The organism is Mycobacterium parascrofulaceum ATCC BAA-614 (assembly GCF_000164135.1).
In the GTDB taxonomy this organism is placed as follows: Bacteria; Actinomycetota; Actinomycetes; order Mycobacteriales; family Mycobacteriaceae; genus Mycobacterium; species Mycobacterium parascrofulaceum.
On record NZ_GG770553.1, the window covers coordinates 521,208 to 543,639 of the forward strand.

Genomic DNA, 22,432 nt, shown 5'->3' on the forward strand with positions numbered 1-22,432 from the left:
CGCCGCGGGAGCAGCCGGTGCGTTGCCGGCCGCCGCCGCTGCGGCACCTGTCTTGCCTCCCGTCTAGACCTACAGGGGAACCCTCCAACCAGACGGCACCGCAGATTTTTCTGCGGTGCCGTCGATTTTGGAGCAGATTTGCGCCGTCAGGCCCGTGTCGCCTCAGCATTAACATGAGAAACACACGTAACATCGCCTGGTGCCTCCCAGTCGCGGGCCGACGACGTTGCTCACCGCCATCGCGGCGACCGTCGTCATCGTCTCCTGGGTCGGCGACACGACCCACGACCGCGACGCCGCCGGACCGCCGGCCGCCCACGGCACGCAACTGGCCGAACAGCCGCTGATCGGGCTGGGCGGCGGGGTCACCGTGCGCGAGCTCAGCCAGGCCACCCCGTTCTCACTCGTCGCGCTCACCGGCGACCTGGCGGGCACGTCTACCCGGGTACGGGCGCGGCACGCCGACGGTTCGTGGGGACCGTGGTACCAGACGGAGTACGAAACCGCGGCGCCCGACGGGGCGAGCACGAGCGGGCCGCTGGAGGGACCGCGCGGCACCGACCCCGTGTTCGTCGGCACCACCACGACCGTCCAGATCGCGGTCACCCGCCCGATCGATGCGCCGCTGACCCAACCCCCGCCGGCCCCCGCGAACGACACCGGCCTGGGCTACAAGCCGGCGTCCAGGGAACAACCCTTCGGGCAGAACATCTCCGCCATCCTCATCTCCCCGCCGCAGGCGCCGGCGAAAGCCCAGTGGACGCCGCCGTCCGGGGTGTTGATGCCGGGCCAGGCGCCCGCCATCATCAGCCGGGCGGAATGGGGCGCCGACGAGTCGCTGCGATGCGGTAGCCCCCAGTACGACAACGGGGTTCGGGCGGCCGTGGTGCACCACACCGCGGGCAGCAACGACTATTCGCCGCTGGAATCGGCCGGCATCGTCAAGGCCATCTACACCTACCACAGCAAGACCCTGGGCTGGTGCGACATCGCCTACAACGCCCTGGTCGACAAGTACGGCCAGGTGTTCGAGGGCAGCGCCGGGGGGCTCACCAAGGCGGTCGAGGCCTTCCACACCGGCGGGTTCAACCGCAACACCTGGGGTGTGGCGATGATCGGCAATTTCGACGACGTCCCGCCGACCCCGACGCAGCTGCGCACAATGGGCCGGCTGCTCGGCTGGCGTCTCGGCCTGGACGGCGTCGACCCGAAGGGCACCGTGCAATTGGAGTCGGCCGGCAGCCACTACACCAACTTTCCCGCCGGCGCCGTCGCGACGCTGCCCACCATTTTCACCCACCGCGACGTCGGGAACACCGATTGCCCTGGCAATGCCGCCTACGCGCTGATGGACGAGATTCGGGATGTCGCTTCGCATTTCAACGATCCCCCGGAGGAGTTGCTGCAGGCTCTGCGGGGCGGCGCGATCTATGACCACTGGCTGGCGATCGGCGGCGTGAAAAGCGTGCTGGGCGCGCCGACCTCGCCGGAAGGCGACGCCGAAGGTGGCGCGCGCTACGTGACGTTCGCCAAGGGCGCGATGTACTGGTCCCCCGAGACCGGCGCCCAGCCCGTCACCGGTGCGATCTACGACGCCTGGGCGTCGCTGAGCTACGAACGCGGTCCGCTGGGGCTGCCCACCAGCGCGGAAATCCAAGAGCCGCTGCAGATCACGCAGAACTTCCAGCACGGGACCCTGAACTACGAGCGGCTCACCGGAAACGTCACCGAGGTCGCCGAGGGAATCACGACGCCGCTCGCGACGCAATCACCGAGCGGCCCGACCGTTCCGCCCGAACACTTCTCGCTGCCGACCCACCCGTCGGCCACCTAGCCTGCTCGCGGGTCACAGCCACCAGCGTTCCAGCACCCGCCCGACCCCGTCGTCGTTGTTGGCGGCGGTGACCTCGTCGGCCGCGGCCAGCACCTCGGGGTGGGCGTTGCCCATCGCCACGCCGTGCCCGGCCCAGCGCAGCATCGGCAGGTCGTTGGGCATGTCGCCGAACGCCAACACCTCCCCGCTGTCGATCTGCAGGGGCCGGGCGACCTCGTCCACACCCGTGGCCTTGCTGGTGCCCAACGGCACGATTTCGACCAGGCCATTGTTGGTCGAGTAGGTGATGTCGCCCTCGATGCCCACGTGCCTGGCGAGTTCGGCGGCCATGTCGGCGCTGCGCGCCCCGCTCCGCCGGATGAGCAGCTTGATCGCCGGGGCGCTCAGCAGGTCCTCGATCGACACCTCGGTGTTGTCCGGGTTCAGCCACGCATGCTCGTAGCCGGGTGAGCTGATGAACTGCGGGGTCGCGGTGTCGTGGGCGCGCTCGCCGATGCGCTCGACGGCCAGGCCCGCGCCCGGGATGACGCGCGTCGCCAGCTCCGCCAGCTCGGCCAGGGCATCGACGGGCAGCGTGCGCGCCGACACCACCCGGTCGGTCGCGGGGTCGTAGATGACGGCGCCGTTGGCGCACACCGCGGTCGGCGCGAAGCCGAGCGCGTCGACGACGGGCCGTATCCACCGCGGCGGGCGGCCGGTCGCCACGACGAACGTCGTGCCGGCGGCGACGGCGGCGCGCACGGCGTCGCGGGTGCGCGGGGTGATGGTTTCGTTGTCGTCGAACAGGGTGCCGTCGACATCGCAGGCGATGAGTGCCGGCTGAGTCACGGTGCGGTCATCTGGACGGTTCCGGGTTGGCAGCTCGCCGGTGTGATCAATGCACTCCGCTCTGGTTCTGTCCCGGTCGCGTCACGCCGTCGGTGCCGTATTTCTGCATCCGCGCCTGCAATTCCGACAGGCGCATCGCGCGGGAATCTTCCTGGGTGGGCGCGGCGCCGCCGAGCCGCCGCGGCACCCAGAATTCCCCTTCGGGGTGTGGGTATTCCTCCTGCACCCGGTACAACAACGCGTTCATCGCCTCGCGCAGCGCCTCGTTGAGCTGCTCGGGCGCACCGTGCGGCGGCAGCGGCCGCCCGGCGGCGACGGTGACCGGGACCTTGTTGCGCCACACCTTCTTCGGATGATCCTTCGGCCAGATCCGATGGGCGCCCCAGACGATCACCGGGACGATCGGCACCCCGGCGTCCAGCGCCATGCGGGCCGCGCCGGTCTTGAACGCCCGCAGCTCGAAACTCCGGCTGATGGTGGCCTCCGGGTGCATCCCGATCAGCTCGCCCTGCCGCAGCCGCTGCACGGCCGTCTCCAAGGCGTCGTGCCCGGTCCTGCGGTCCACCGGGATCAGCCTGGCGTGGTTGATGACGTAGTTGACCGCCTTCACTTCGGCCATCTCCGCCTTGATCATGAAGTACGCGCGCCGGCCGCGCTCCCGCACGGCCAGCAGCGTCGGCAGCCAGTCCAGGTAGCTGGTGTGGTTCTGGGCCAGCAGGGCGCCGCCCCGCTCGGGGATGTTCTCCAGGCCGAGGTAGGTGAACTTGGTCCCCTGCATCGCGACCATCGGGGGCACGATCCACTCGCACAGCCGATAAAACCCCTCAGGCATTGCCTCCTCCTTCGCCTACCGCGACGACCCTCCGCCACGACCGGAGGCCCGCGCCGCGGCTTCCTCCGCCTCCATCCGGGCGGCCTCCGCCATGGTCGGTGCCCCGCCGCCGAGCCTGCGCGGCGTCCAGTACGCCCCCGGCTCGTGCGGATAGCGCTGTTGCACGTGGTGCAGCAGTGCGGTCATCGACTCGCGCAGCGCGGCGTCGGTCCGCGCGATGTCGTCGGCCGCCCGCACGGGCGCGCCCACCTGCACTTTAATGGGCACCCCGGCGCGGGCCAGGTTGCGCGGGTGGTCCTTGGTCCAGATCCGGTGCGCGCCCCAGACGATCACCGGCACGATCGGCACCTCGGCCTCGATCGCCATGCGGGCGGCGCCCGTCTTGAACTCCTTGAGCTCGAAGCTGCGGCTGATCGTGGCCTCCGGGTACACCCCGACCAGTTCGCCCTCGCGGAGCCGCTGGACGGCCACCGCGTAGGCGCCGGCCCCGGCGCCGCGGTCCACCGGAATGGTCCGGGTGTGCTTGATCAGGAAGTTGACGATTCTCACCTGCTGCATCTCGGCCTTGATCATGAACCTGAGCCGGCGGCGCCGGCGATGCACGGCCAGCGCGGCGGGCAGAAAGTCGACGTAGCTCGTGTGGTTGATCGCGATCACGGCGCCGCCGGAACCGGGGATGTGCTCCTCGCCGCCGTAGGAGATCTGGGTGCCGGTGGCCAGAACCGCCAGCCGAGCCAGGAGCTCGAGCGTGCGGAAGACCGGCTCCACCATCGATCGCTACTCCGGCGCTCCCGCGGGTCGAGCCCGGCGCGCCGCGCGAGCGGCCGCCTCTTCGGCGTCCATCCGGGCGGCTTCGGCCAGCGACGGGGCGCCGCCGCCCAACCGGCGCGGCACCCAGAACTCACCGGCCGGGTGCGGCCCGTACATTTCCTGCGCCCGCTCCAGCAGGTGCTGCATCCGCGAATGCAGCAGTCCCTTCAGCTCCTCGACGCCCAGCGTCGGTTCGATCGGCTCGCCGACGAGCACGACGATGGGCACCTTCGGGCGAAACAGCTTCTTGGGATGCCCCTTGGTCCAGATGCGCTGCGCGCCCCAGACGATCACCGGGACGATCGGCACGCCGGCCTCGACCGCCATCCGGGCGGCACCCGACTTGAACTCCTTGATCTCGAAGCTGCGGCTGATCGTGGCCTCCGGGTACACGCCGACCAGTTCGCCGTCCTTGAGGTTCCTGACGGCTTCCTCGTAGGACGCGGCCCCGTCCTGCCGGTTGACGGAGATGTGCCGCAGGCTGCGCATGATGGGCCCGGTGATCTTGTGGTCGAACACCTCCTGCTTGGCCATGAAGCGCACCTTGCGGCCCAGCCGCTGCTGGTAGGCGGGCAGACCCGCGAACGTGAAGTCGAGGTAGCCGGTGTGGTTGATGGCGATGACCGCACCACCGCTTTTCGGCAGGTTTTCGACGCCCGCGACCGTGATCTTGAGACCCTGAACGCGCCAGACCAAGCGGGCAAGTTGGATGACAGTCCCGTATACCGGTTCCACAGCTGCTCAGCCTAGTGCTCCTGGCTGTGAGTCACCCGAAGTGCCGAAAACGGGCGGCCACCGGCCGCTTGCGGCGCGCCGAAGATGCCGGCCCCGCGCTAAGCTCGGGGGCTGGAAAGTCGTTATCCCGGCCGCGGGCCCGCGGAGGCCCATGAGCGGCTCCAGGAAGGTGTTTGTGCAGGTCACGAGCGTAGGTCACGCCGGTTTTCTGATCGAAACCACCGCGGGCAGCATCCTGTGCGACCCCTGGGTCAATCCCGCGTACTTCGGCTCCTGGTTCCCGTTCCCCGACAACAGCGGGCTGGACTGGGACCGGCTGGGCGACTGCGACTACCTGTACCTGTCGCACCTGCACAAGGATCACTTCGACGCCAAGAACCTGGCCGAACATGTCAACAAGGACGCGGTGGTGCTGCTGCCCGACTTCCCGGTGCCGGACCTGCGAAACGCGTTGCAAGAGCTCGGTTTCTACCGGTTCTTCGAGACCAGCACCTCGGTCAAGCACCGGGTCAGCGGCCCCAAGGGCGACCTCGACGTCATGATCATCGCCCTGCGGGCGCCCGCCGACGGCCCGCTCGGCGACTCGGCCCTGGTGGTTTCCGACGGCGTGACAACGGCTTTCAACATGAACGACGCCCGGCCGGTCGATCTGGACGTCCTGGCCCCGGCCTTCGGCCACATCGACGTGCACACGCTGCAGTACTCCGGGGCGATCTGGTACCCGATGGTCTACGACATGCCGGCGCGCGCCAAGGAGTCGTTCGGCGTGCAGAAGCGCCAGCGGCAGATGGACCGCGCCCGCCAGTACATCGCCCAGGTCGGTGCGACGTGGGTCATCCCGTCCGCCGGCCCGCCCTGCTTCCTGGACCCCGAGCTGCGCCACCTGAACGACGACCACGGCGATGCCGCCAACATCTTCCCGGACCAGTTGGTGTTCCTCGACCAGATGCGCAGCCACGGGCACGACGGCGGCCTGTTGATGATCCCCGGCTCGACCGCGGACTTCAGCGGCACCACGCTGAACTCGCTGAGCCACCCGCTGCCCGACGACCGGGTCGAGGCCATCTTCACCACCGGAAAGCGGGCCTACATCGCCGACTACGCCGAGCGGATGGCGCCCGTCCTCGCCGCCGAGCGCGCGAACTGGGCCCCCGCCACGGGCGAACCCCTGCTGGAGCCGCTGCGTGCACTGTTCGAACCGATCATGTCGGCCAGCGACGAGATCTGCGACGGGATCGGCTATCCCGTCGAACTGGTGATCGGGCCGGAAACCGTCGTCCTGGACTTCCCGAAACGTGCGGTGCGCGAACGCATCCCCGACGAAAAGGTGCGCTACGGGTTCGCCATCGCGCCGGAGCTGGTGCGCACCGTGCTGCGTGATCGGGAACCGGACTGGGTCAACACCATCTTCCTGTCCACCCGGTTTCGGGCCTGGCGCGTCGGCGGCTACAACGAATACCTGTACACCTTCTTCAAGTGCCTGACCGACGAACGCATCGCCTACGCCGACGGCTGGTTCGCCGAGACGCACGATGATTCGTCGTCGGTGACCCTGGAGGGCTGGGAGATTCAGCGTCGCTGCCCCCACCTGAAGGCCGACCTGTCGAAATTCGGCGTGGTGGAGGGCAATACGTTGACCTGCAACCTGCACGGCTGGCAGTGGCGATTGGACGACGGGCGCTGCCTGACGGCGCGGGGTCACCAACTGCGGAGTTCGCGGGCATGAGCGACGGCAGCCGCCAGTCCTACGACGACGGCCTGGTTCAGCTCGACCGCGCGGCGATCACCTTGCGCCGCTACCACTTCCCGTCCGGCACGTCGAAAGTCATACCCCTGGAATCGATCCGCGGATACAAGTCCGAAGGGTTGGGCCTGTTCACGCAGCGATTCCGGATCTGGGGCAGTTCGGACTTCCGCCGCTGGCTGCCGCTGGACATGAGCCGGCCGTTCAAGTCGACCTTGATCACGCTGGACGTGCCCGGCATCCGGCCCAGGCCCGCCTTCACACCGGCGCGCCCCGACGAGTTCACGGCCCTGCTGGACGAATTGCTAAGTCAGCGCGGTTAGCGGCGCGCGCGAGTGCGCGAGGGCCCCGCGGCCCCTGCCGTCGGCGGCCCGCACGTACGCCGACCGCATGGCCTGGATGTACCGGCCAACCGATTCGCGGGCGACCGGGTTGTCGGGGAACAGCACGGTCACCTTGGTCTCGTGCTGGAGCCGGATCACCCACAGCAAAACCTGGTGGGAGACCCTGCCCTCGTCGTAGATCCGAAAGTTCAAGTCCGAGTTGGCGACAGACGACAGGGGCGCGATGCTGGCGTCGAGGAAGGACATCACGAAGTTGCCCGGACGCGGCCTGCCCAGGCCCGCTTCGGGCGGCGCCAGCTCCAGCACCCGGTCGAACGGCACGGTCGCCAGCTCGATGCCCGAATCGAACGACGCCTGCGCCGATCGCGCCGCATCCTCGAAAACCCCCGCCTCGACGCCGGCGGTGACCGGAACCAGGCCGGTGAACCAGCCCGTCGTCATCAGCTCCATCGGCGTCGTGCGCGTGTCAGTGGTGGTCACCACCGAAAACGTTTCGGCACCGGTCAATTCGCGGTGCGTGAGTCCCGCACAACCGAAAACACCGCCGCTGAAGCGGGCGCCCGCGTCGATGCAGGCGCGCTCGAATCGCTCCGTCTGCCGCTCGTCGAGCAGCGTCTCGGTGACGAGTTTGCCGGCATAAGGCACCGAGAGGTCACCGAGGGGCAGCGGGAAGTACGGCAGCGTCCCACCGTTGCCGGCGGCGAATTCGATCCAGGCGCGCACCCCGGGCGAGTCCGCGGTCAGCGCGGCCATGTCCTCGCGCTGCCGGAGGCAGTAGTCGGCGTAGCGGCCCGCCTCCGGAAGTTCGACTGGCGCGTCGCCGCCGATCAGGGCCGCGTACATCATGTGGATCTCGGTGAAGAGGACACCGACGATCATCGGGTCGACGCACAGGTGCGCGATGCTCGCGTAAAAGGTGAAATGACCGTCGCTTTGCACTATCCCGAAGAAGAAACAATCCCACTGCAGCGGATGCGGGGTCGATATGTGCTCACGCAACTGCTCCGCGGTCAGCTGCCCGTGCCGGGTCGGGACGAGTTCGATATCCGCCGGGTTGGCGATGGTGTGCCGGACGATGTCGCGGTCATCGCGGTACTCGAACCAGCTGTGGTACGTGTCGTGCCGACGAATGTGCGCGTTGAGCGCGAAATTCATGGCACGCACGTCACAGCGGCCCGGGACGTCCCAGGTGAAGATCATCAAGCGCGACATGTCCAGGCCCCGCGCCGCGTGATCGCTGTAGCGCCGAAGGTGTTGCGTTTGCTGGTAACTGGGCGGCACCGGACTTGCGGGAGCCGCCGCCGCCGCGGCCTTCGCCGCGGGCGGAGCGTGCCAGCAGATGACGGTGCCGCCCTGCGGCGTCCAGTCTCGGAGTGTCGTTATGCCAAACACTGAATGCCCTGCACCTCCGCGCTGTTCGGCTCGGCATAGCGGCCCGCCAAGCGATGCTTCAGGCGATCTACCGTCCGCTCTCGCTTCACGGAGTCGAGCCCGCCAGTGCACCCGCAGCCATCCCGCGGCCAGGCGTGGTCACACAAGTCCACGAAATCCTCAGGGGTGCAACGGCAATGGCGAGAACCGCACCGACAGGCCCGGTCGTCCCAGGATTCCTCCAGCCGCAAGTGGTGCTGCGGGAATCACCAGCATAGCCGCTTCGCGTAACGCGCGCCCTGTCGAACCCCCGCCCGGGTTACGTCCGAATTACGCCCGCCTGAACGGAGAACGCCCGGATCCGGTACCGGTGGGTTCGGCCGCACGGGCTGTCCGCGTGCGGTACGGTTGCCCAGCATGTGGATCACCGTGCTGGTGCTGGCCGGCGCGGTGATGTTCGAACCGATACGGCTCGGTTTGGTGGTCCTGCTGCTCAGCAGGCGACGCCCGCTGGTACAGCTGCTCGTGTTTCTGGGCGGCGGCTTCGCCATGGGCGTGGGTGCGGGCCTGGTAGTGCTCTTCATCCTGCGCACCGCGCCGGTCGTCGGCCACGTCAACGTGCCCGAGGTCCAGATCGCCTCCGGGCTCGTCGCGTTGGTGATCGCGGCCGTGCTGGCCACCAAGGCGTCGCTGCGCAAGCTTGTCCGCCCCGTGCCGGCCGACGCGGCCGTCGGCGGAGGCGGCGGCGTCGGCCTGTTGGAGGGGGCGGCGCCGACCGGCCGCCGGCCGTTGGCCGAACGCGCGCGCAGCTTCGTGCGGGGCGACTCGCTGGGCGTCGCGGCGGTGAGCGGGATGGGGGCCTCGCTGCCGTCCGCCAACTACATGGGCTCGATGGCCGCCATCCTCGCCTCGCACGCCGCGCCGGTCACCCAGGTTCAGGCGTTGCTGGCCTTCAACCTGGTGGCGTTCACCGTGGCCGAGATCCCCTTGATCGGTTACCTGGCGGCGCCGCAGAAGACGCGCGCCTTCATGGGAGCGCTGCAAAACTGGCTGCGTTCCCGCGGGCATCGCGACATCGCCGCGTTGGTGGCGGCCGGGGGTTGTCTGATGCTCATCCTCGGGGTGACGGGCGCCGCCGCGGGGTAGCATCGCTGCTGTAGCTTCTTGGACCGGCCTGAGGGGAGTTCGTGAACAAACTGCTCGCCGGGGCCGTTGTCGTCGGAATGCTGACGTGGGTAACGGTTTTCGATGATAATGTGGCCGCGGCCGACACCGCCCTGATCGTCCCCGGCACGGCGCCGTCCCCGTACGGCCCGCTGCGGTCGCTGTATCACTTCAACCCCGCGATGCAACCGCAGATCGACGCGAACTACTACAGCCCCGCGGCCGTACGGCGAGTGGTGCCCTATCCCGGCAGCTTCTGGCCGGTCACCGGCCTGAATTCGCCGACCGTCAACAGTTCGGTGACCACCGGCGCGGACAATCTCGACGCGGCGATCCGGACCACCGACGGGCCCATCTCAGTGGCCGGGCTGTCCCAGGGCTCGCTGGCGCTGGACCGCGAGCAGGCGCGCCTGGCGCACGACCCCACCGCGCCGCCGCCGGGTCGGCTCACATTCATCAAGGCCGGTAACCCGGACAACCTGCTCTACAAGGCGTTCGGTCCCGGGACGCACGTGCCGATCATCGACTACACCGTCCCGCCGCCGGTGCAGAGCCAGTACGACACCATCAACATCGTGGGCCAGTATGACCCGTTCTCCGACCCGCCCAACCACCCCGGCAACCTGCTCGCCGACCTGAACGCGGTTGCCGCGGGAGGGTATTACGGCCACACCGCCACGGCGTTCTCCGACCCGTCCCGCGTGGCTCCCTGGGACATCACGAGGACGACCAACAGCCTGGGCGGCACCTCCACGACGTATTTCATCCGAAACTCCGAGCTCCCGCTGGCCCGGGCGCTGGTCGACGGGGCGGGCATGCCCCCCGAGGCGGTCGGACCGATCGACGCGGCATTGCGGCCGCTGGTCGACAGGGCCTACGACCCCGGCCCGGCGCACAACCCGGTCGCGATGATCAACGGCATCACCCACATCCCCACGATCATCTCGACCGTCTCGTTGCCCGTTCGCGGCGCCCTCACCGGCGTCAACCTGGCCACCAACTCGCTGGCTCTCGCCAACCTGGCCCGGGCCGTCGCGCCGGGCCCCCGGCTCGGCAAGGGCCCGAAGGGGTTGTTGCCCAAAGCCGTCCGCGCGCTGGTCAGAGCCAGGAAGTAGCAGCGGCTAGAGCCGCAGCCCGTCGCGCGGCGAGAACCCGATCAACTGTTCGGTCGCCCACGCCGGTGACTTCTGGTCGTCGGGCAGCAGCGGCTTGCGTTTGGCCGGGCGCCGGCGCCGGCGCAGCGGCCACCGGATCGCGGACTCCCAGCCCGACGGTCGCCACCAGTTGGCCCGTCCGACCAGCACGGCGATGGCCGGCACGGTCACCGTCCGCAGCAGGAACGTATCCAGCAGCAGCCCGGTGCCGAGGACGAACCCGCCCTGGACCACCGTGGACAGGCTGGCGAAGACCAGGCCGTACATCGACGCGGCCATGATCAGGCCGGCCGCGGTGATCACGCCACCGGTGGAGGACACCGTCCGGATGACCCCGGAGCGCATGCCCAGCACCGATTCGTCCTTCAGCCGCGAGATGAGCAGCATGTTGTAATCGGCGCCCACCGCGACCAGGATGACAAACGTCAAACCGGGGACGCTCCAATGCATTTCTTCGCCCAGGAGGAATTGGAACACGATGACGCCGATGCCGAGCGCCGACATGTACGAGACGATCACCGTGCCGATCAGGTAGAGCGGCGCGACGACCGCGCGCAGCAGCGCGATCAGAATCAGCAACACCACGCAGATGGTCATCGCGATGATGAACCGCAGGTCGTGATTGGAGTAGTCGCGGGTCTCCTTGAGCACCACGGGCAACCCCACCACCGATATCTTCGCGTCGGCCAGCGTGGTGTTGGGCTGGGCGCCCTGCGCGGCGGCCCTGATGGCGCTCACCTGATCCATCGCCCCCGTGCTGAACGGATTGCGATCGATCTGGATCAGGTACCGCATGGCATGACCGTCTGACGAAACGAAAGCGGCTGCGACTCTTCTCAATTGGTCCGCGTTCAGCCCGCCCAGCAGGTCGCGCACCCCGCCCGGCAGCGCCGCGGGCTTTCCGCCCTCACCGGTGGCATACGACAACGCCTGGGCGGGAATGTAGAACCCCGACATCGCCGGCGTCGTCGCCTCGTTCTTCATGGACAGCAGGAAGGCGGACGCCTCGCCCATCCCGAAACCCATCTTCTTGACCTGGTCGACCAATCGCTGCACGCCGTCGGCCAGTTGACGGCTGCCGTCCGCGAGGGTGTCGGTGCCCTGCTGCAAGAACGTGATCTTCGCGCGCATGCCGCCCGGGCTGCCCATCCCCAGCGAGCCCATCGCGCCGACGACGGTCGACAATGCCCGACGCAACCCGGAGACCGTTGCCGCCAGCGTCTGCACCGCCTGCGTCGCCCGCAGTTGGCGCGCCAGCTCCGAGATCTTGCCCAGCGTTCCGTCGTCGCGCGCGGTCACCAACCGCTGCAGTTCCTCGCGCGCGTTGACGCAGCCCGGCTCGGCGCTGCACATCGGGCTGTTGTCGAGCGCCCCCAACACCGGGTTGGCCCAATCCGAGTTGTTCGCAACGAAATCGGCGTCCGCCCCGATGGTGTCGCCGAGCGAGCGCATGCCGTTGACCAGGCGCTCGGCGCCGTCGAGTTCGGCCAGTGCACGGTTGCCCCCGAAGATGTTCTGCAGCGTCGCCAGCGCATCGACCAGTCCGCCGACGGCGGACACGGCCTGGTTGACCTGGGTCCGCACGTCGCCGAGCTTGCCCGCCATCCGGTCGGCCCCGCCGGCCAGGCGATCGAGATCGCCGGTGTGGTCGGTGATCTGCTTGGAGCCCTCATCCAGCTTGTCGCCGACTTCGCCGGCCTGCCATGACGTCTTCGCCTGCTCCAGTGACCGCCCCGTCGGCCGGGTGATGCCCCTGACCGTCGCGACGCCCGGCACCTGGCTGACCCGCTGCGCCATCTGCTCGAGATCGGCGAGGGTCTTCGCGGTGCGCAAGTCCCGCGGCGACTGGACGAACAGGTACTCCGGGACGATCAGGTTGGTCGAGAAATGCTTGTCCAGGGCGGCGTAGCCGACGGAGCTTTCGACGTTGCCGGGCAAAGCCTTCCGGTCGTCGTAGTTGTAGCGGGCCAGCCCCGCGCAACCGGCCAGAATCACCAGCACGAGCGCGCTGGCCAGCAGGTGGGCCTTGGGCCGGCGCACGATGTTGACGCCCGACCGCCGCCAGAAGCGGCGGCTCAGATCGGTGCGCGGCGCGATCCAGCCGCGGCGACCGGCCAGCACGAGCAGGGCCGGCAGCAGGGTGATCGCGGCGAAGAACACGACGGCCACGGAGATGCCCAGCACCGGTCCGACGGTCCGCAGTATCCCCAGCTGGGTGAAGATCATCCCGAGGAACGTGACCGCCACGGTGGCCGCTGACGCCGCGATCACCTTGCCGATCGAGGACAGGGCCTTGACGACCGCCTGATCGGAGTCCATGCCCTGGCGCACGTAGTCGTGGTACCGGCTGATCAGGAAGACGGCGTAATCGGTTCCGGGCCCGACCATCATCCCGCTCATGAAGATCACGGTCTGGTTGGCGATGCCCAGGCCGGCCAATCCGACCAGGGCCACCAACCGTTGGGCCACCACCGCGGACATGCCGATCGTCAGCAACGGCAGCACCATCGTGACCGGGTTGCGGTAGATGACGAGCAGAATGACGAACAACAGCACGACGATGGCGAGCTCGATCCGCGTCCGGTCCCGCTGTCCGGTGATGTTGAGGTCGGAGACGGTCGCGGCGGGTCCGGTCAGGTTCACCGCCAGCGTGGATCCCGCGACGGTCCGCTTCACCGTGTCGGCCACTTGCGCGTACGCGTGTTTCGACTGGGGCGAGCCCAGATCGCCGGGCAGGCCGATGGGCAGCATCCAGGCCTGATGATCCTTGCTGGTCATCAGCTCGCGCAGCGGCGGCGTGGTGACGAAGTCCTGCACCATCGCCACGTTTCGGGTGTCCCGGCGCAGGGCGTCGACCAGTTTGCGGTAGGTGCCCTCGTCGGCCGGGCTCAACCCGTGGACATCGCTGAGCACCACCACGGCGATGCTCTGCAATCCGGCCTCGCCGAACGCGGCGTTCATGTTGCGCGTCGCCACCAGCACCGGTGCTTCCGACGGCAGGATCGACACGGGGCGCAGCTGGGAGATCTCTTCCAGCGACGGCGCGGTCAGCGAGAGGGTGCCGGCAAGCGCGACCCAGACGCCGATGACCAGCCACGGCCGTTTCCCGATCAGGCGCCCGAGCCGGGGAAAGAGGCCGACCGGGTCGTCTCGACCAGACTTCGCTAATGGCATGGGCACCGCATTCTTTTCAGCGTTGATGCGCCGCCTGCCGGTCGGGGTCGGCGGCGTTACGCGCGCGCTCCGCCGCCCCGCCGTCGGCGATGCGGACGCACACGGATTTTAGGGCACCCAGGTAGCGGGTGACGGAATTTCGGGCAACCGGGTGGTCGGGGAACAACACGCTCGCCGCCGTCTCGTCGAAGCGCCCCACCATCGTGCTCAAGGGGTAGGTGACCCTGCCGTCACTGTGCGCGCCGACGGTCAGGCCGTCGAACAATTTGGTCATCATCGACAGCGGACTGGCTTGTGCGTCAAAGAAATTCACCAGTGCGAAGAGCGGCGGCGGCCTGTGCAGCGACGGCGCCAGTTCGACCACCCGCTCGAAGGGCACCCGCGCGAGGTCCGCCGCCGAATCGAAGGACGCCTGGGCGGTTCGCGCGATGTCGTTGAAGGACAGCCCGGCGACGGGGACGGTGATCGGGATCTGGCCGGTGAACCAGCCCTGCGTCGTGAGGTCGGCCTGCGTGCTGCGGGTGTCCTTCGGGGTGATGCCGTAATACGTTTCCGCGCCGGTCAACTCGTGGATCGCCAGGGCGATGCAGGCGAACATGCCGCCGACGAAACGGGCGTCGGCGGCGACGCACGCGGTTTCGAATCGATGCGTTTGCTCCCCGTCCAGCAGGGTGACGCCCATCAGGTCACCGGCATAGGGTCCGCTCTGATCGCCCAGGGGCAGGGGGAACGCCGGGAATGTCCCGTCGTTGCGTTCGGCGAAGTCGATCCACGCCCGCACCTCCGGCGAGTCGGCGGTCAGGGCCGAGGTGTACTCGCGCTGCCGGACGCAGTAATCGGCATAACTGCCGGCCGCCGGCAGTTCCAGCGGGGGGTTGCCGCCGATCAGCTCGGCGTACATGGTCTGGAACTCCATGAGTCCCATCCCGACGAACTGCCCGTCGGCGTGCAGGTGATCGATGCTGGCGTAGAAGGTGAAGCGGTCCGGGCGCTGAATCACCCCGAAGCTGAAGCAGTCCCACTGCAGCGAGTCGGGCGTGGCCACGACGTGGTCCTGCAGCTGTTCGCTGGTGAGTTCGCCGTGGTCGGTCGCGACGAACTCCACGTCCGCCGCGTCGGCGAGGGTGTGCCGCACGATGTGGTCGGCGTCGAGGTACTCGAACCAACTGCGGTAGGTGTCGTGCCGGCGCAGGTGCGCGTTGATGACGTAGGTCATGGCACGCAGATCGCACCGGCCCGCCACCTCGACGGAAGCGATCAGCAGCCGGGAGTGGTCCAGTCCACGGTCGGCCTGTTCGCGCAGGCTCCGCAGGTGCCGGGCCTGGACATAACTGGGCGGCACGGTGCTCGCCGGTGCGGCGAGGGCCGTGGCGCGGGCGGCGGGTGAGGGGTGCCAGGAGAACAGCGCGCCGGGCGCCGGCGCCCACTCGCCGACCGTGGAGACATCCAACGGCCCGATTCGCACTGCTACCTCCCGTCCCGGGCACCGACGGCGGCGCAGGGAAAGGCAGCGACTGCGCTATCCGGGGGATCCGCCACACACGGTGGTGCCGAGGTTCCCGGGTAGCCTAGCCCGCTTCGGAGTGGGCCGCCGGTTTCGGCGTGCCGCCGGGCGGCGGCCGGAATCGTCAGGCCGTGCGATCGGCGAGCGCCCGCCGGGCGGCGTTGTAGCCGGGGATGAAGGTGATGCCCGGGCCGCCGTGGCAGCCGGCGCTGCCCAGGTACAGGCCCTCGATCGGAATCGGCTGTCCCCGAAATCCCTTCGGGCCGGGCCGGTTCGGACCGATCTGGTCGGAACTCAGCAGGCCGTGGCAGTAGTCGCCGCCGGGGGCGCCGAACATCACCCCCATGTGCCTGGGCGTGAAGGTGGTGTGCCGGATGATGCTGCGCTCGAAGTTCGGCGCCAGGCGGGTGATTTTGTCGATCACCCGCTGGCCCATCTCGACCTTCGCGTCGCCGTAATCGGCTCCGCCCTCGATCGGGAACCACAACGCGAACGCCGACGCGGCGTGCTTGCCCGGGGGCGCCAGGTCCGGGTCGTTCTGCGTGGGGATCTGCAGCACCACCGTCGGGTCGGCCGGGACGATTCCGCGCCGCGCGTCCTCCCACTGCTGCTGCACCTCTTCGGGCGTGCAGAACAGGCCGATCGAGGCCTGCATGGCGGGGTCGTTGAGCGCCTCGTAGGGCGGGGCGAACACCGGCGCCTCCTCGAGCGCGAAATGCATCTGCAAATAGCTGCCGCGGTGGTCGGTCCCGGCGTATCGCTGACGGATGTCGCCGGGCAGCAAGGCGGGGTCGATCATGTCGTTGAGGGTGACGTCGGGCGCGATGCCGGAGACGACGATCGGGGCGGCCAACTCCTCGCCGGCCTCCGTGCGCACGCCGCGCACCCGCCCGTCGGAGACCAGGATCTCGGTCACCCTGGAACGCAACCGGACTTCGCCGCCGTGACTTTCCAGCAGCTCGCTCAGGTGCGACGTGAGCGCGCCGATGCCGCCGCGCAGCTTCTTCATCTGCATGGTGTCCCCGTCGGGAACACCCAGGCCGAAGGCGAGCGCGGCCGCGCTGCCCGGCGTGGCGGGCCCGCGGTAAAGGGTGTTGACGGCCAGCACGGTCATCGAGCCGCGCAGCGCGCCGTGCTTCTCGCGGTCCGGCAGGTAGCGGTCCAAGACGTCGGTGACCGAACCGAACAGCATGTCGTCGATGGCCGAGCGCTCGAATTCGTTGGTGGCGCAGGCGTACATCTCGTCGAAGGTCTTGGGCTCCGTGCCGGCCTCGAACCGGCCCAGCGCCCGGGTGGGCGCCTGGCTCCACGCCATCAGCCCCGCCATCCCGTTGACGGCATCCGCCCCGTGCACCTCGTTGAGGTGCGTGAACAACTTCATCGGGTCGCTGTACTGGATCAGCGGATCGTCACCGACGCCGCGAACCGCCACGGACATCACGTCCAGGTCGATCGTGGGCAGCGTGTCCAGGCCCAGTTCCTCGACCACCGCCATCGACGTCGGGAATTGCACCGAGCCGGCGATCTCGAACCGGTACCCGTCGAAGAGTTCGACCGTGGAAGCCATCCCGCCGGCGTAGAGCTTGGAATCCAGGCACACCGTGCGCAATCCGGCCTTCTGCAGCAGCACCGCCGCCGCCAGGCCGTTGTGTCCCGCGCCGATAACGATCGCGTCGTACTCAGTCATGTTCTGCCCTCCAGCAATGGAGGCTGGCATGACCGCAATGTTTTGTCAATTGTGACGAAACTTCACCCGGCGTCGGCGCCCCAGGAGTCGGTGAAGCCGGCGCGCAGCGACTCCAGCGCCGCATGGCACATTCGCGCCAGCTCACCCAGCGACCGGTCGTCGCCCAGCATCCAGAACTCCATCGCGCCGAAAACCCCGGCGGCGATGCAGCGCGCGATCACCGCCGCGCGCAGCCGCCCATCCAGCGTCTCGCGTGCCGCGCAGCTACGCCGGTGCAGCTGCGCCTGGATGGCGTCGGCGAAGTCGGCCTGGACTTCCTGCATGTGGCGCACGATGCGGACCGGGTCAAGCTCGCCGCCGCGCAGTGCGGCGATCTTCGTCACGGCCTCAACGTCATAGGGGAACGAGAAGATGGCCGATTGCACCGAATCGATGATCGGCTCGCCGGCGGGCCGGGCGTCGAGCGCGGCGCGAAACCAGTTCAGCCCGGTGTAGTCGGCAAACAACAGGTCGTGCTTGGACTTGAAGTGTCGGTAGAACGTCCGCAGCGATACGCCGGCGTCCGCCGCGATCTGCTCGGCCGACGTGTCCTCGACCCCCTGGGCCAGGAAGCGCACCAGGGCGGCCTGGATCAACGCCTCCCTGGTGCGCTCGCTGCGCACCGTCTGCGCGGGCCGGACCATGCATGTAAGGTACCCCAGCCGCCTTTTGTCACTATTGACAAAACTTTGGCTCACGGGTGAGACTGCGCGCATGGTCTCGCTTCTTGTGCACGCGGTTCTCGGGCTCAGTGTCATCGGCTGGATTGTCGCCTCGAATTCGAAGGTCTTCGCCCGGCCCGCCGGTGGTCCGCTGTTCTCGCCGCTCGAGTGCGTTTACTACGTCGTCGGCATCGCGTCGGTCGCCCTGGGTTGGTACTTCAACATCACCTACGTGGAGCAGTATTCGCACGGCTCCAGCAACCCGCTGTGGGGCGAGCACGGCAGCTGGGCCGAGTACATCAGGCTGATGTTCACCAACCCGGCCGCCGACTCGGCCAGCCAGGACTACACCATCGCGAATGTGGTTCTGCTGCCGCTGTTTACGATCGTGGACGGCTACCGCCGAGGGTTGCGGCACCCGTGGCTGTACTTCGTGTCCAGCCTGTTCACCAGCTTCGCGTTCGCGTTCGCCTTCTACTTCGCGACCATGGAACGGCAGCGCCGGCACGAGCAGGCCCGGGAGACGGTGGACGCCTAGGAACCCGGTTTGGTGGCCCGCCAGCGCTGCCGGCCGCCGCTGACATCGGTGCGCACGTCGGTGAATCCCGCGGCCCGAAGCCGCCCGGGCAGGTCGGCCGGCGCGACCGGGTTATAGGTGTCGGCGACGTGCAGCAACCGGAACACCGGGGTGGGAACGCCGTCGCTCCCGGCGAAGACGCCGCCCGGCCGCAGCACCCGGAACGCCTCGGCGAAGAGCCGGTCTTGCAGCTCGACGGTGGGCACGTGATGCAGCATCGTGAAGGACACCACCGACGTGAAGTGGTCGGCGGGCAGCCCGGTCGCGGTGCCGTCGCCGTGGATGACCGTGGCCCGGTCCCCGTAGCGGCGCCGCAGGCGATCGGCCATCGCGGCGTCGACTTCGACGGCGGTGAGCGAGGCGGTGCGAGCGGCGAGCGCCCGCAGCGTGGCCCCGTATCCGGGGCCGATTTCCAGCGTGTGGGCGCCCAACTCGACGCCGTCCAGCGCCCACGGCAGCAGCTGCTCGGCCACCGCTTTCTCCCAGCCCGCCGAGCTGCACCGGCGCCGGTGCAACAGATTCATCGCCATAGCGCTCACGGTAGGCCGCCGCGCCCGGTGCGGTCTTCCGATAATCTGCCGGAGTATGTCGGAAATCGGCCATCACGGCCTCGCGACCTCGTCGCAGGCGCTGCCGCCGGGCGCGCGGATCGAGCGGCACCGGCATCCCTTGCACCAGATCGTCTATCCGTCCTCGGGCGCGGTCTCGGTCACCACCGCCGCGGGAACCTGGATCACGCCGGCGAATCGGGCGATCTGGATACCGGCGGGCTGCTGGCATGAACACCGGTTCCACGGCCACACGCGGTTTCACGGTGTCGCACTGGATCCCGGCCGGTACCGTCGCGGGCCCGCGACACCGGCCGTGCTCGCGGTCAACCCGCTGATGCGTGAACTCATCATCGCGTGCTCGCAGACCGGGCGCACCGACACCGACGAGCACCATCGGATGCTGGCGGTGCTGCACGATCAGCTGCAGGCGACGAGTATCCATGAGCCGCTTTGGATTCCGACGCCCACCGACAGCCGACTGCGCCAGGCGTGCGCGCTGATCACCGACGACCTGGCGACCCCGGTGACGTTGCGGCAAGTGGCCGGCCGCGTCGGTGCCAGCCAGCGCACCCTGAGCCGCCTGTTCGCCGACGAGCTGGGCATGACCTACCCGCAGTGGCGCACCCAGGTCCGCCTGCAGCACGCGCTGATGCTGCTCGCCGAGAACCACGGCGTCACCGCGGTGGCCCTGGCGTGCGGCTGGGCCGCGCCCAGCGCCTTCATCGACACCTACCGGCGGGCGTTCGGCCACACCCCGGGCGCCCGCCGTTTTTAGCCGGCGGGCTCGAGCAGCTCGGTGCCGACGAACGGCACCAGCGCCTCGGGCACCCGCACGCTGCCGTCGGGCTGTTGATGGTTTTCCAGGATCGCGACCAGCCACCGCGTGGTGCCCAGCGTGCCGTTGAGGGTGGCCGCGGTCTGCGGCTTGCCGCCGTCGTCGCGGTAGCGCGTCGCCAGCCGGCGCGCCTGGAAGGTGGTGCAGTTCGACGTCGACGTCAGCTCGCGGTAGGTGCCCTGCGTGGGAACCCACGCCTCGCAGTCGAACTTGCGGGCGGCCGACGAGCCGAGATCCCCGGCGGCGACGTCGATCACGCGATACGGCACCCCGATCCGGGCCAGCATCTCGCGTTGCCAGCCCAACAGCCGCTGGTGTTCGGCCTCGGCGTCGGCCGGCTTGCAGTAGACGAAGCCCTCGACCTTGTCGAACTGGTGCACCCGGATGATGCCGCGGGTGTCCTTGCCGTAGCTGCCGGCCTCCCGGCGGAAGCATGACGACCAGCCCGCGTAGCGCAGCGGCCCGCCGGACAGGTCCAGGATCTCGTCGGCGTGGTAGCCGGCGAGCGGCACCTCGGAGGTGCCGACCAGGTAGAGGTCGTCGGCCTCCACCCGATAGATCTCGTCGGCGTGGGCGCCGAGGAACCCGGTGCCTGCCATCACCTCCGGGCGCACCAGCACCGGCGGGATCATCGGGATGAAGCCGTTCTCGACGGCCAGCCGCAGGGCCAGCTGCAGCAGCCCGAGCTGCAGCAGCGCACCCCGGCCGGTCAGGAAGTAGAAGCGCGAGCCGGACACCTTGGCGCCGCGCTGCATATCGATGAGCCCCAGCGACTCGCCCAGCTCGAGGTGGTCCTTCGGGTGCTCCAGCCGGGCGGGTTCGCCCACCACGTCCAGGACGCGGTAGTCGTCCTCCCCGCCGGCGGGGACCCCGTCGATGACGACGTTGGAGATCGCCATGTGCGCGGCGGTGAACGCCGCCTCGGCGTCGGCCTGCTCGCTCTCGGCGGCCTTCACCTGCTCGGCGAGCTCCTTGGCGCGCGCCAGCCTGGCCGGGCGTTCCTCAGGGGACGCGGCGCCGACGCTCTTGCTGGCGGATTTCTGTTCCGCGCGCAGCGCGTCGGCCGACGAGATCGCCGCCCGGCGCGCGGCGTCGGCCGCCAGCAGGGCGTCGACCAGGGTCGGGTCCTCGCCGCGGTTGAGCTGGGAGCGGCGCACGGCGTCCGGGTCTTCCCGGAGCAGCTTCAGGTCGATCACGGCCCCGACACTACTTTCACCGGCGCGGCCCGGCGCGCAGAGCATCCCACCACCGCCAGTCGCAGGACTCACATCAGTAACTTTTGTCACGCCGCTCAGGTCGTGCTGTCAGAATGGAGCCGATGTCGCAAGCGCCCGAAACGGACCATCCGGAAGCCCCGGAGGACGACTCCCCCGCCACCGAGCCGGAACAGCCGCGCGCCGGCTTCCGGTGGCCGCGCAGCCTGCAGGCCCAGGCGACCCGGCGGGCCTTGTTGCTCACCGCGCTGGGTGGCCTGTTGATCGCCGGGCTGGTCACCGCGCTGCCGATCGACGGCACCGGACCCGGGCGCCTGTCCGGTTATCTGGACGGCAACCCGGTTCCCACCACCGGAAGCAAGAGCGACGCCGCCTTCAACAAGGCCGCCGCCGGTGACTGCCTGATGTGGCCCGACACCACCCCCGAATCCGCGAAGATCGTCAACTGCGCCGAGGACCACAAGTTCGAAGTCGCCGAGTCCGTCGACATGCGGACTTTCCCGGGATCGGAGTACGGGCCCACCGCCGCTCCCCCGTCGCCCGCCCGCATCCAGCAGATCACCCAGGAGCAGTGCGAGTCCGCGGTGCGCAACTACCTCGGCGCCAAATTCGATCCCAACAGCAAGTTCACCGTCAGCCTGCTGTGGCCCGGTGACCGGGCCTGGCGCCAATCCGGCGAGCGCCGCATGCTCTGTGGGCTGCAACTGCCCGGCATCAACAACCAGCAACAGCCCTTCAAGGGCAAGGTCGCCGACATCGACCAGTCCAAGGTCTGGCCCGCCGGCACGTGCCTGGGCATCGACTCGACCACCAACCAGCCGATCGACGCGCCCGTCGAGTGCTCGGCACCGCACGCGATGGAGGTGACCGGCACGGTCAACCTGGCCGAGAAGTTCCCCGGCGCACTGCCCGCCGAACCCGACCAGGACGGCTACATCAAGGATTTGTGCACCAAGATGACGGACGCCTACCTGGCACCGGTCAAGCTGCGCACCACGACCCTGACGCTGATCTATCCCACCGTTCCGCTGGCCAGCTGGACGGCGGGCAGCCGCGAGGTCGCCTGCAGCATCGGCGCCACGCTGGGCAACGGCGGCTGGGCCACGCTGGTCAACAGCGCCAAGGGCCAGCTGCTCATCAACGGGCAACCGCCGGTGCCGCCGCCCGACATCCCCGAAGAGCGGCTCACCATGCCGCCGATACCGCTGCAGGTCCCGGCGCAGGCCCCGCCGAGCCAGGCCAGCGCTCCCCCGGAGATCCCGCCGAACAACCAGCACCTGCCCGGACAGCAGCCGGTGGTGACGCCCCCGCAGGCGCCCGCATCGGACACCCCGCCCCCGCAGGCGCCGCCGCCCCCCGCGGACGCCGGGGCG

General features: G+C 69.1%; 19 protein-coding genes. 8 read left to right on the forward strand and 11 right to left on the reverse strand.

Features of this window, described 5'->3' with window-relative positions; genetic code table 11:
* Positions 1 to 199 precede the first annotated feature (199 nt).
* Positions 200 to 1,834 carry an N-acetylmuramoyl-L-alanine amidase gene (locus tag HMPREF0591_RS02570; RefSeq protein WP_425270119.1) on the forward strand — a complete coding sequence of 545 codons (1,635 nt, stop codon included), beginning with the start codon at positions 200 to 202 and terminating at the stop codon, positions 1,832 to 1,834.
* 12 nt (positions 1,835 to 1,846) lie between these two features.
* Here the strand turns inward: HMPREF0591_RS02570 and HMPREF0591_RS02575 are convergent, their stop codons facing one another.
* The 4 genes from HMPREF0591_RS02575 to HMPREF0591_RS02590 are packed head-to-tail and all read right to left on the reverse strand — an operon-like array spanning position 1,847 to position 5,039.
* A complete protein-coding gene (locus HMPREF0591_RS02575; RefSeq protein ID WP_007166834.1) occupies positions 1,847 to 2,662 on the reverse strand; it encodes a Cof-type HAD-IIB family hydrolase in 816 nt (271 codons plus the stop codon).
* 46 nt (positions 2,663 to 2,708) lie between these two features.
* Complete coding sequence (locus HMPREF0591_RS02580; RefSeq protein ID WP_007166835.1) at positions 2,709 to 3,494, reverse strand: lysophospholipid acyltransferase family protein; 786 nt, start codon at positions 3,492 to 3,494, stop codon at positions 2,709 to 2,711.
* A 15-nt stretch (positions 3,495 to 3,509) separates the two neighbouring features.
* Complete coding sequence (locus HMPREF0591_RS02585; RefSeq protein ID WP_007166836.1) at positions 3,510 to 4,265, reverse strand: lysophospholipid acyltransferase family protein; 756 nt, start codon at positions 4,263 to 4,265, stop codon at positions 3,510 to 3,512.
* 6 nt (positions 4,266 to 4,271) lie between these two features.
* Positions 4,272 to 5,039, reverse strand: coding sequence for a lysophospholipid acyltransferase family protein (locus tag HMPREF0591_RS02590; protein WP_007166837.1), 768 nt, complete (start codon positions 5,037 to 5,039; stop codon positions 4,272 to 4,274).
* Between the two features lie 175 nt (positions 5,040 to 5,214).
* On the opposite strand from HMPREF0591_RS02590, the gene HMPREF0591_RS02595 reads away from it, so the two are divergent.
* Both HMPREF0591_RS02595 and HMPREF0591_RS02600 read left to right on the forward strand, forming a co-directional pair.
* Positions 5,215 to 6,765 carry an MBL fold metallo-hydrolase gene (locus tag HMPREF0591_RS02595; protein WP_040621698.1) on the forward strand — a complete coding sequence of 517 codons (1,551 nt, stop codon included), beginning with the start codon at positions 5,215 to 5,217 and terminating at the stop codon, positions 6,763 to 6,765.
* Positions 6,762 to 7,106, forward strand: a complete 345-nt coding sequence (locus tag HMPREF0591_RS02600) for a hypothetical protein (RefSeq protein ID WP_007166840.1) — start codon at positions 6,762 to 6,764, stop codon at positions 7,104 to 7,106. Before HMPREF0591_RS02595 ends, HMPREF0591_RS02600 begins: the two co-directional genes overlap by 4 nt.
* Here HMPREF0591_RS02600 and HMPREF0591_RS02605 read toward each other — a convergent pair.
* Complete coding sequence (locus HMPREF0591_RS02605; RefSeq protein ID WP_007166841.1) at positions 7,089 to 8,519, reverse strand: condensation domain-containing protein; 1,431 nt, start codon at positions 8,517 to 8,519, stop codon at positions 7,089 to 7,091. The two genes, HMPREF0591_RS02600 and HMPREF0591_RS02605, sit on opposite strands and share 18 nt — an antisense overlap.
* Positions 8,520 to 8,915: 396 nt before the next feature.
* Here HMPREF0591_RS02605 and HMPREF0591_RS02610 point away from each other — a divergent pair, with 396 nt between their 5' ends.
* Entirely contained in the window at positions 8,916 to 9,644 is a 729-nt protein-coding gene (locus tag HMPREF0591_RS02610) for a GAP family protein (RefSeq protein WP_007166842.1), read from the forward strand.
* Positions 9,645 to 9,685: 41 nt separating this feature from the next.
* Positions 9,686 to 10,777, forward strand: a complete 1,092-nt coding sequence (locus tag HMPREF0591_RS02615; protein WP_007166843.1) for a PE-PPE domain-containing protein — start codon at positions 9,686 to 9,688, stop codon at positions 10,775 to 10,777.
* A gap of 6 nt (positions 10,778 to 10,783) precedes the next feature.
* Here HMPREF0591_RS02615 and HMPREF0591_RS02620 read toward each other — a convergent pair whose 3' ends face one another.
* The 4 genes from HMPREF0591_RS02620 to HMPREF0591_RS02635 form a co-directional block, all read right to left on the reverse strand.
* A complete protein-coding gene (locus HMPREF0591_RS02620) occupies positions 10,784 to 13,990 on the reverse strand; it encodes an MMPL/RND family transporter (RefSeq protein ID WP_007166844.1) in 3,207 nt (1,068 codons plus the stop codon).
* Between the two features lie 16 nt (positions 13,991 to 14,006).
* Positions 14,007 to 15,455: a condensation domain-containing protein gene (locus tag HMPREF0591_RS02625; protein ID WP_007166845.1), complete on the reverse strand. Its 1,449-nt coding sequence runs from the start codon at positions 15,453 to 15,455 to the stop codon at positions 14,007 to 14,009.
* A gap of 163 nt (positions 15,456 to 15,618) precedes the next feature.
* Complete coding sequence (locus HMPREF0591_RS02630; RefSeq protein ID WP_007166846.1) at positions 15,619 to 17,181, reverse strand: phytoene desaturase family protein; 1,563 nt, start codon at positions 17,179 to 17,181, stop codon at positions 15,619 to 15,621.
* Positions 17,182 to 17,243: 62 nt separating this feature from the next.
* The gene (locus HMPREF0591_RS02635; protein WP_007166847.1) at positions 17,244 to 17,864 is read right to left on the reverse strand and encodes a TetR/AcrR family transcriptional regulator; all 621 of its coding nucleotides are present in this window, start codon (positions 17,862 to 17,864) and stop codon (positions 17,244 to 17,246) included.
* A 70-nt stretch (positions 17,865 to 17,934) separates the two neighbouring features.
* Here HMPREF0591_RS02635 and HMPREF0591_RS02640 point away from each other — a divergent pair, with 70 nt between their 5' ends.
* Complete coding sequence (locus HMPREF0591_RS02640) at positions 17,935 to 18,420, forward strand: DUF2834 domain-containing protein (protein WP_007166848.1); 486 nt, start codon at positions 17,935 to 17,937, stop codon at positions 18,418 to 18,420.
* On the opposite strand, the gene HMPREF0591_RS02645 is transcribed toward HMPREF0591_RS02640, so the two are convergent.
* Positions 18,417 to 18,989 carry a class I SAM-dependent methyltransferase gene (locus HMPREF0591_RS02645; protein ID WP_007166849.1) on the reverse strand — a complete coding sequence of 191 codons (573 nt, stop codon included), beginning with the start codon at positions 18,987 to 18,989 and terminating at the stop codon, positions 18,417 to 18,419. The genes HMPREF0591_RS02640 and HMPREF0591_RS02645 overlap by 4 nt on opposite strands.
* Positions 18,990 to 19,044: 55 nt before the next feature.
* On the opposite strand from HMPREF0591_RS02645, the gene HMPREF0591_RS02650 reads away from it, so the two are divergent.
* On the forward strand, positions 19,045 to 19,785 hold the full coding sequence (locus HMPREF0591_RS02650) for an AraC family transcriptional regulator (protein WP_007166850.1): 741 nt from the start codon (positions 19,045 to 19,047) through the stop codon (positions 19,783 to 19,785).
* Here HMPREF0591_RS02650 and serS read toward each other — a convergent pair.
* Positions 19,782 to 21,041: a serine--tRNA ligase gene (gene serS, locus HMPREF0591_RS02655; RefSeq protein WP_040621700.1), complete on the reverse strand. Its 1,260-nt coding sequence runs from the start codon at positions 21,039 to 21,041 to the stop codon at positions 19,782 to 19,784. The genes HMPREF0591_RS02650 and serS overlap by 4 nt on opposite strands.
* Before the next feature lie 122 nt (positions 21,042 to 21,163).
* Here serS and HMPREF0591_RS02660 point away from each other — a divergent pair.
* The coding region (locus HMPREF0591_RS02660) for a septum formation family protein (RefSeq protein WP_167310116.1) at positions 21,164 to 22,432 on the forward strand (1,269 nt) is incomplete at its 3' end.

What these genes read in the sequence shown, in the direction of transcription:
- HMPREF0591_RS02580 (WP_007166835.1), bottom strand. Translation starts at nt 3,494, where the DNA reads ATGCCTGAGGGGTTTTATCGGCTGTGCGAGTGGATCGTGCCCCCGATG.
- HMPREF0591_RS02585 (WP_007166836.1), bottom strand. Translation starts at nt 4,265, where the DNA reads ATGGTGGAGCCGGTCTTCCGCACGCTCGAGCTCCTGGCTCGGCTGGCG.
- HMPREF0591_RS02600 (WP_007166840.1), top strand. Translation starts at nt 6,762, where the DNA reads ATGAGCGACGGCAGCCGCCAGTCCTACGACGACGGCCTGGTTCAGCTC.
- HMPREF0591_RS02610 (WP_007166842.1), top strand. Translation starts at nt 8,916, where the DNA reads ATGTGGATCACCGTGCTGGTGCTGGCCGGCGCGGTGATGTTCGAACCG.
- HMPREF0591_RS02620 (WP_007166844.1), bottom strand. Translation starts at nt 13,990, where the DNA reads ATGCCATTAGCGAAGTCTGGTCGAGACGACCCGGTCGGCCTCTTTCCC.
- HMPREF0591_RS02630 (WP_007166846.1), bottom strand. Translation starts at nt 17,181, where the DNA reads ATGACTGAGTACGACGCGATCGTTATCGGCGCGGGACACAACGGCCTG.
- HMPREF0591_RS02635 (WP_007166847.1), bottom strand. Translation starts at nt 17,864, where the DNA reads ATGGTCCGGCCCGCGCAGACGGTGCGCAGCGAGCGCACCAGGGAGGCG.
- HMPREF0591_RS02640 (WP_007166848.1), top strand. Translation starts at nt 17,935, where the DNA reads ATGGTCTCGCTTCTTGTGCACGCGGTTCTCGGGCTCAGTGTCATCGGC.
- HMPREF0591_RS02645 (WP_007166849.1), bottom strand. Translation starts at nt 18,989, where the DNA reads ATGGCGATGAATCTGTTGCACCGGCGCCGGTGCAGCTCGGCGGGCTGG.
- HMPREF0591_RS02650 (WP_007166850.1), top strand. Translation starts at nt 19,045, where the DNA reads ATGTCGGAAATCGGCCATCACGGCCTCGCGACCTCGTCGCAGGCGCTG.